The following is a 1,959-nucleotide window of genomic DNA, read 5'->3' on the forward strand; positions in this document are numbered from 1 at the left end:
TCAATAACGTGATGACGTGGAGTGATATCGACAAAATATTTGTGCCGAAAATTTCGGTAGCTGATGGTTTGATACACCGGATTTACGATGGCCTGAATAGTAAATCGTAAAATTTATTCTGTGTCAGAATCGTTGTAGCCGAAATCGATTTCGTCTTCATCATCATCCAAAAAATCAAGTTCTTCATCACGCTGCACGTAATCCTGAGGAATTCCCGGCGGATTAAATAATCCCCACTCGTCTACGATAAAATGTTTCGGATTAAAACTGGCGACCCATTCGCGGAACAGCAGACGGAATTCTTCAATCTGTTTTCTCACCATCAAGTAATAATTGGCTTCATCAAACCCGAACGCCGTTAAACTGTGATAACTTACCATGAGTTCTCTGGCGCATTTTCTGATGATGGCCGCGTTTTCCATTTTAATATCCCATAAGTTTACCGCTTCAGCACCCGAAATTTTTGCCTGAATAACTAACGTGTTTTCAAGAAGATGTGTTTTGGTATTCTGCAGATAATCGTTGTCCTCAGGAATCAAATCGCAAATGGTTCGTACGGTTTGAGAAATTTCTTCCGCTTTTTTGTACAGTGGCATCTCTTGAAGTTTTTTTCTCATGGATTAAGAATTTAACCTCTAAGTTAAGAATTTTAAAGATTATTTTTTACCCAATTCGATGATTTCCAGATTTTCGATCTGGTCTTTATTGATTTCGAAACGCATCATCGTCCGCATCTGGTGCCAACCCACTTTTCCCATTGCGCCGGGATTGAGATGCAGCAGATGGTTTTTCTGATCAAACATAGCTTTCAGAATATGGGAATGTCCTGATATAAAGAGTTTGGGAGTCTGTCCCTCGATTTCTTTTTTAGCGAGCGGAGTATATTTTCCCGGATAACCGCCAATGTGAATCATCAGCACTTCCACTTCTTCGCAGGTAAATCTTGAAACTTCCGGGAAAATTTTACGGATTTCCGTTCCGTCGATATTACCGTAAACGCCGCGCAGGGGTTTAATTTTCTCAAGGGCTTCAATCACCTCCATATTTCCGAAGTCGCCGCAATGCCAGATTTCATCCGCCTGTTTTGCATAATCCAGAATTCTTTCGTCGATATAGGAATGCGAGTCGGAGAGAAGCAGAATTTTCATGGTACGAAAATAAGAGAATTTTTTGTACCCATTATTCAAGGATGAATTTTATTCGTGCATTCGTGGCATTTATTTTAAATTTGCAGCAATGCGCTATTTCATAGAATTTTCATACCACGGCAAAAATTATTTCGGTTACCAGATACAGCCTAACGAAATTACGGTTCAGGAAGAACTGGAAAAAGCTTTATCGACCATTCTTCGCGAGGAAATAAAAACCACAGGAGCGGGGAGAACCGACACCGGCGTTCACGCAAAAAAAATCTTCGCCCATTTTGATACTGTACAGAATCTGGACGAAAATCTTCCGTATAAGTTGAACAGTTTTCTGCCTAATGATATTGCGGTAAAAAGAATTTTCCGGGTGGAGGATGATTTTCATGCCCGTTTTGATGCTACGTTCCGCACCTATGAGTATCACATTGCTTTGGAGAAAAATCCTTTTACCCAGGATGCGTCCTGGCAAATGTGGAAACGCACTCTGGACCTTGAGAAAATGAATGAAGCCTGTAAAATCCTTTTTGACTATGAAGATTTTACCAGTTTTGCTAAACTTCATGCCGACAATAAAACCAATAACTGCAAAATCTATAAAGCAGCATGGGAGCAGAACGGTGCCGAACTGAAATTCACCATTTCTGCCGACCGTTTTTTAAGGAATATGGTTCGCGCAATCGTAGGAACCATGGTGGAAATTGGCAACGGAAAAATTCAGCCTACCGACTTACGTAAAATCATTGAAGATAAAAACCGTAATGCTGCCGGAACTTCCGCTCCTCCGCAAGGTTTATTTCTGGTGGATGTAGGTTAT

At 40.7% G+C, this 1,959-nt stretch carries 3 protein-coding genes; 1 reads left to right on the top strand and 2 read right to left on the bottom strand.

What is annotated here, in order from left to right:
• Window positions 1-113: 113 nt before the first annotated feature.
• Window positions 114-617, bottom strand: a complete 504-nt coding sequence (locus V5N63_RS11715) for a hypothetical protein (RefSeq protein ID WP_332023945.1) — start codon at window positions 615-617, stop codon at window positions 114-116.
• Window positions 618-656: 39 nt separating this feature from the next.
• On the bottom strand, window positions 657-1,148 hold the full coding sequence (locus tag V5N63_RS11720) for a metallophosphoesterase family protein (protein WP_332023948.1): 492 nt from the start codon (window positions 1,146-1,148) through the stop codon (window positions 657-659).
• A gap of 88 nt (window positions 1,149-1,236) precedes the next feature.
• Here V5N63_RS11720 and truA point away from each other — a divergent pair.
• Window positions 1,237-1,959, top strand: a 723-nt coding sequence (truA, locus tag V5N63_RS11725; protein ID WP_332034086.1) for a tRNA pseudouridine(38-40) synthase TruA, incomplete at its 3' end; no start/stop codon positions are given.

Origin of the sequence: Kaistella sp. (genome assembly GCF_032060305.1) — a bacterium.
GTDB lineage: Bacteria > Bacteroidota > Bacteroidia > Flavobacteriales > Weeksellaceae > Kaistella > Kaistella yananensis.

What these genes read in the sequence shown, in the direction of transcription:
- V5N63_RS11715 (WP_332023945.1), bottom strand. Translation starts at nt 617, where the DNA reads ATGAGAAAAAAACTTCAAGAGATGCCACTGTACAAAAAAGCGGAAGAA.
- V5N63_RS11720 (WP_332023948.1), bottom strand. Translation starts at nt 1,148, where the DNA reads ATGAAAATTCTGCTTCTCTCCGACTCGCATTCCTATATCGACGAAAGA.